At 66.3% G+C, this 5,720-nt stretch carries 5 protein-coding genes; 4 read left to right on the forward strand and 1 reads right to left on the reverse strand.

Features of this window, described 5'->3' with window-relative positions; genetic code table 11:
- The coding region (gene mnmL, locus FVW27_RS06570; RefSeq protein WP_167123751.1) for a tRNA modification radical SAM protein MnmL/YtqA at window positions 1-1,035 on the reverse strand (1,035 nt) is incomplete at its 3' end.
- An 81-nt stretch (window positions 1,036-1,116) separates the two neighbouring features.
- Between mnmL and FVW27_RS06575 the strand changes: the two genes are divergently transcribed.
- The 4 genes from FVW27_RS06575 to mrdA all read left to right on the forward strand — a co-directional run.
- Window positions 1,117-2,157, forward strand: coding sequence for a rod shape-determining protein (locus FVW27_RS06575; RefSeq protein ID WP_007527040.1), 1,041 nt, complete (start codon window positions 1,117-1,119; stop codon window positions 2,155-2,157).
- Between the two features lie 85 nt (window positions 2,158-2,242).
- The gene (gene mreC / locus FVW27_RS06580; protein WP_424991853.1) at window positions 2,243-3,220 is read left to right on the forward strand and encodes a rod shape-determining protein MreC; all 978 of its coding nucleotides are present in this window, start codon (window positions 2,243-2,245) and stop codon (window positions 3,218-3,220) included.
- Between the two features lie 171 nt (window positions 3,221-3,391).
- Complete coding sequence (locus tag FVW27_RS06585) at window positions 3,392-3,862, forward strand: DEAD/DEAH box helicase family protein (RefSeq protein WP_167123753.1); 471 nt, start codon at window positions 3,392-3,394, stop codon at window positions 3,860-3,862.
- Window positions 3,846-5,720: penicillin-binding protein 2 (mrdA, locus tag FVW27_RS06590; RefSeq protein ID WP_243838255.1), on the forward strand; the 1,875-nt coding region annotated here is incomplete at its 3' end. The genes FVW27_RS06585 and mrdA, both read left to right, overlap by 17 nt.

The raw sequence follows: 5,720 nt of genomic DNA on the forward strand, positions 1-5,720 counted from the left end.
CGGCAGGCGGTGGGGCGGCACGGCGAACCACGCAGGAGGTGCCGCCACGGCGGGCGGGGCAGGGTGTGCACCCGGTGCGCCCAGTGCGGCCAGTGCGTTCGGTTCGTTCGGGGCGGCTTCCGCCACCTCCTTGCCCTGCCATGTGCCCCGCTGGGCCAGCAGTTCGTGGATGCGCGCGGTGGTGGTCCGCTTGTCACTGGCCCAGTCCGGGGCCAGCAATTCATCCCCCGCCGGGTCGCCGGTCAGGCGCTGGATGACGATTTCCGGTCGCAGTCGGGGCAGGGCGCGGGCGATGAGGTCCGCGTATGTCTCGCGCTCCAGCGGGGTGTATTCCCCGGCCCGCCATTGCCGGGCCAGCGCGGTGTGCTCGCACACGTACAGGCCGTGAAACTTCACGCCGTGCACCGGCAGCCGGTTCACCCAGTCCACGCTGGCCAGAAAGTCGCCGTCGCTCTCTCCGGGCAACCCGGCGATAAGGTGCGCGCATACGCGCAGTCCCCGTGCTGCGGCGTCCCGCACGGCTCGTTCGGACGCGGCGGCGTCATGCCCCCGGTTGATGCGGACCAGCGTGGCGTCGTGGGCGGACTGCAACCCCAGCTCCAGCCAGACTTCCGGAAGGGGGAGAGCCGCCACAAGATCCAGCCGTTCATTGTCCACACAATCAGGACGGGTTCCCACTGCCGCTCCCACGATGCCTGGCAGAACAGGCAACACGCCGAGAACATGGCGTAATTTATCAATGGGCCCATATGTGTTGGAAAACGATTGTAAATAGGCTATGAACAGTCCGGCGTTGCGCGTGCGGGCGTAACGTCCCGTCCAGACCGTCCACTGTTCTTCCAGCGTCAGTCCATCTTCGCCAAGCCCGGACCCTGACCCGCGCGGGTTGCAGAACACGCAGCCCCCGCGCGACAGCGTTCCGTCGCGGTTGGGGCAGGAGAAGCCGGCGTCGAGCGGCACCTTCTGGACGCGCGCGCCGAAGCGCAACCGCAAATACGTCGCCAGCAGGTGCAGCCGGGTCGTGGTGTTTTCCATTGACAATGGCTGTCCTTTTGGAAGAATGCCCTGTTTTCAACGTTGATACGCATTCCCCCTCAGAGAGGCAAGTAAGATAAAATGGCAAAGATACTGGATTTCGTCCTTGGAATGTTTTCCAACGACCTGGCCATAGACCTGGGTACGGCCAATACCTGCGTCTACGTCAAGGGCCAGGGCATCGTGCTGCGCGAGCCTTCGGTGGTGGCGGTAAAAAAGGATACGCGCGGCAACAACGTGGTGCTGGCCGTGGGCCACGACGCCAAGCGCATGCTGGGCCGCACCCCCGGAAACATCCAGGCCATCCGGCCCATGAAGGACGGCGTCATCGCCGACTTCGAGATTACCGAGGCCATGTTGCGCCACTTCATCTCCAAGGTGCACAATTCCCGCCGCCTGGTGCGGCCGCGCATCATGATCTGCGTGCCCACCGGCATCACCCAGGTGGAAAAGCGCGCGGTGAAGGAATCTGCCCAGAGCGCGGGCGCGCGCGAGGTGTACCTGATCGAGGAACCCATGGCCGCGGCCATCGGCGCCAACCTGCCCATCCAGGAACCCACCTCGAACATGGTCGTGGACATCGGCGGCGGCACCACCGAAGTTGCGGTCATCTCGCTGTCCGGCATCGTCTATTCGCGCTCGGTGCGCGTGGGCGGTGACAAGATGGACGAGGCGATCATGACCCACGTCAAGCGCAAGTACAACATGCTCATCGGCGAATCGTCGGCCGAAGAGATCAAAATCAAGATCGCCTCCGCCTACCCCATGGACCCCGAGCAGCAGCTCGAGGTGAAGGGCCGCGACCTCGTCACCGGCATTCCGCAGAACATCATCATCACCTCCGAAGAGGTGCGCAAGGCCATTTCCGAGCAGGTCGAAAGCATTGTCCAGGCGGTGCGCATCGCGCTGGAACAGACCCCGCCGGAACTGGCGGCCGACATCGTGGACCGGGGCATCGTGCTCACGGGCGGCGGCGGCCTTCTGAAGGGGCTCGACCAGCTGCTGCGCGAAGAAACCTCGCTGCCCATCACCGTGGTGGACGATCCGCTCTCCACCGTGGTCATCGGCACCGGCAAGGCGCTGGACAATCTGCACATCCTGAAGGAGGTGTGCATAGATTAACGCCTCGCTCAAGCGCATCATCCTGCTTCTGGTACTGGCGCTGTTCCTGTACCTTGGCCTGTATACCTGGAACCAGAGAACCGGCGTGCTCGACAGGCTGGCGGAACACGCCGGTCTGGAATTCGTGGGCGCCATCCTGAAACCGGGTGTGTGGGCGAGGGATCAGGTCGTTTCGTCGTGGAACAATTACCTCGACCTGGTCGGGGTACGCGAGGAAAACGAGGCGCTGCGCGAGCAGGTGCGCACTCTTTCGCAACAGGTGCAGGTTGCCTCCGAAGAGCGGGCCGAGCTGGCCCGCCTGCGCGCGTTGCTGGAACTGGAACCCCCCGAAGGATGGCGGCCCCTTGGCGCGCGCGTGGTGGCCAACAGGCTTGGCCCCCAGGCCGCGCTGGAATCGGCCATCATCAGCCGAGGGTACTATTCCGGCGCGGGGCCGGGCACGCCCGTGGTCACCCACGAGGGCGTGGTGGGCCGCGTGTATCGCGCGGGTCCATATACCGCCACCGTGCTGCTGCTGACCGACCCGGGCAGCCGCATGGCGGTGCTCAGCGCGGTCAACCGCACTTCCGGCATCCTGGTGGGCACCGGTCCGCGTGGCCTGCTGGAAATGAAGTATGTGCCCCAGAACGCCCGCATAGAGGTGGGCGAACTGGTGCTGACGTCCGGCCTTGAAGGGGCCTTCCCCAAGGGGGTGCCGGTGGCCCGCGTGGAAAGCGTGTCCCAGTCCGACCTTTCATTGTTCCAGACCGTGTACGCCAGCCCTCTGGCCGACCTGGAGGCCCTGGAAGAGGTGCTGCTGCTGGAACGGCCCCCCGTGCAGCCCGGCGCGCGCACCCTGCCCCTGCCCACGGTCAACGCCACTCAGGGCGTGGGGCCGGGCACCGGCCGTGGCAATGCCACCTCGGGGCACGGTGGGGCGCACGTGCAGCCCGTGTCACCTGTCCAGTCCGGTCAGCAGGGCACGCGCGCATTGCGTCCGCAATCCACGCCGCCGGCGTCGCAGGCTCCTGCTCCGCAGCCGTCCGCACAGCAGCCGGGACGGCTCCCCGGCAATAGGCAATAACCGTCCGGCCCGCGTCGCGCAGCGCGGGCCGATCACACGCGAACGTCCCCCGTCGCGCGGGCATTTCGGTCCGGCCCTGGCCAGCCAGCCCCGTTCCGCAGGCTTCGTTCAACCCAAGCCACCTGGCCCGGGCCAGATGGGGCACAACCACCCAGTCATGCCGGAACATTCATGAATTTCAGCAATCTTGCCTGGTGGGCCTGCTTCATCTTTGCGGGCGTGTGGCTCCAGCAGGGGCTGCCGGGCATCGACGTGCTGGTGGCCGGGCTGCTGGTGTCCTTGCAGGAGCGGCGCCACTACCAGACCTTCTGGCTGCTGCTGGTGCTGTTGCTGGTGCAGGAAGGGGCGGGCACGCTGGCCTTCGGCTCCACTGCCCTGTGGTACGGCGCACTAGTGGTCTTCTTCAACGTGGGGCGCTGGCTGTTCGAGGCCGAAAACCTGGCCTTCGTGGTGCTGCTCAGCCTTGGTCTTGGCGCGTGCCACTTTCTGTTCACGCTGATGATGGCCTCCTTGCAGCAGTTGGATATTCCCCAGGACAGGCTGTTCATGGAAAGCGTGTGGCAGGCCTGCGCCATTCCCCCGGCCTGGTGGCTGACCCATTTCGTGCGCCGGAGATGCATGGGCGATGCGCATCCAGTTTGAGCCTGAAGGCTTCCAGCCGCCCCGCGCGGGTCTGATACTGCTCCAGTGCCTTGTGGCGGGGCTGTTTTTCCTGTTCGTGGTGCGCTTCTGGTACCTGCAGATTCACCGCGGCGAGGAATTCGCACGCCTGGCCCGCGAAAACCGGTTGCGCCAGGAACGCATCTACGCTTCGCGCGGGCTGCTGCGCGACCGTGACGGGCGCCTGCTGGCCGAAAACCGGCCCGCCTTCGGTCTGGCCCTGGTGCGCGAAGACTGCCGCGACATTCCCTCCACCCTGGCCCAGGTCAGCGAGTGGACGGGCATCCCCCTCGAACAGCTCACCGCCAAGTTCAACCAGGACCGCCAGCGGGTGAAGCCCTTCGAGCATCTGCTGCTCATCTCCGACATGCCCTTCGACCTGCTGGCGCGCATCGAGAACCGGGTGCTGCAATGGCCGGGCCTGGAGATCGTCACCCGTTCCAAGCGCAACTACCCGCAGGGCGAGTTGATGGCCCATATTCTGGGGTACGTGGCCGAAGCCAACGAAAAGGAACTGGAGGACGACAGGGACCTGAACCTTGGCGACTTCGTGGGCAAGCAGGGGCTGGAACTGGTGCTGGAACGCCGCCTGCGCGGCCAGAAGGGCCTGCACCAGCTGGAAGTGGACGTGCTGGGCCGCCAGCTGAACAAGAAACTGGTGCAGGAGCCGGTGAGCGGCGAGAACATCGACCTCGCCATCGACCTCGGGTTGCAGCAGGTGGCCTGGGACGCGCTGGAAGACGAAACCGGCTGCGTGGTGGCCATGGACCCCGACACCGGCAAGCTGCTGGCCCTGGTCACCAAGCCGTCGTTCGACAACAACGCCTTTGCGGCCGGACTTTCGTTGAAGGAATGGACGGCCCTGCGCGACAACCCCCGCCACCCCTTGCAGAACCGCGTCATCCAGAGCGTGTACCCGCCCGGCTCGGTATGGAAGCTGATGATGGCGGGCATGCTGCTGAACGAGGGCGTGAACCCCACCGACTCGGTGTGGTGCACGGGCGAGGTGGCGCTGGGCAAGCAGGTGTTCCGCTGCTGGAAGAAGGGCGGCCATGGCCGCGTGGACATGATGCGCTCGCTCATCGAATCGTGCGACGTGTATTACTACCAGATGAGCGACCGCTTCGGCATCGACAAGATCGAGGCCTTTGCCAAGTCCTGCGGCTTTGGCGCGCCCACGGGTATCGACCTGCCGCACGAAAAGTCGGGCCTGGTGCCCTCCAAGCAGTGGAAGCGCCGCCGCTTCGGCGAGCCGTGGCACCGGGGCGAGACGTTGAACGTCTCCATCGGCCAGGGCTTCACCCTGGTCACGCCGGTGCAGGTGGCGGCCTTCGTGTCAGCCCTGATGAACGGGGGCAAGCTGCTGAAGCCCAGCCTGCTGGCCGACGAGGACCCGGTGGTGCGCTCCTCGCTGCCGTTCACCGCCTCCGGGCGCAAGATGATTCTCGACGGCATGCGCCTGACCGTCAACGACGACCGGGGCACCGCCAAGGTGCTGCGCCGCCCCGATGCCGTCATGGGCGGCAAGACCGGCACCGCGCAGGTCACCAAGCTGAAGATGGTGGGCGAAGAGCGCGTGCGCACCGAAAACCTGGCCTACGAGCACCGTGACCACGCCTGGATCGCCACATGGGGCGAAAAGGCGGGCAAGCGGCTGGTGGTGGTGGTCATGGTGGAGCACGGCGGGCATGGCGGTTCCGACGCCGGTCCCGTGGCGCGACGGGTGTACGACAAGTTTTTCGGCACGGCGCCAGGTTCGGCGCCGGTGGTGCCCGCCGGGCAGACAGCCCCGGCCACCCCGGGCGTGGCGGTCCCCGGCCAGCCCGGCCAATTGGTGCCG

Origin of the sequence: Nitratidesulfovibrio liaohensis, assembly GCF_011682075.1 — a bacterium.
GTDB lineage: Bacteria > Desulfobacterota > Desulfovibrionia > Desulfovibrionales > Desulfovibrionaceae > Cupidesulfovibrio > Cupidesulfovibrio liaohensis.

Coding starts and splice junctions, on each gene's coding strand:
- FVW27_RS06575 (WP_007527040.1), top strand. CDS start 1,117: ATGGCAAAGATACTGGATTTCGTCCTTGGAATGTTTTCCAACGACCTG.
- FVW27_RS06585 (WP_167123753.1), top strand. CDS start 3,392: ATGAATTTCAGCAATCTTGCCTGGTGGGCCTGCTTCATCTTTGCGGGC.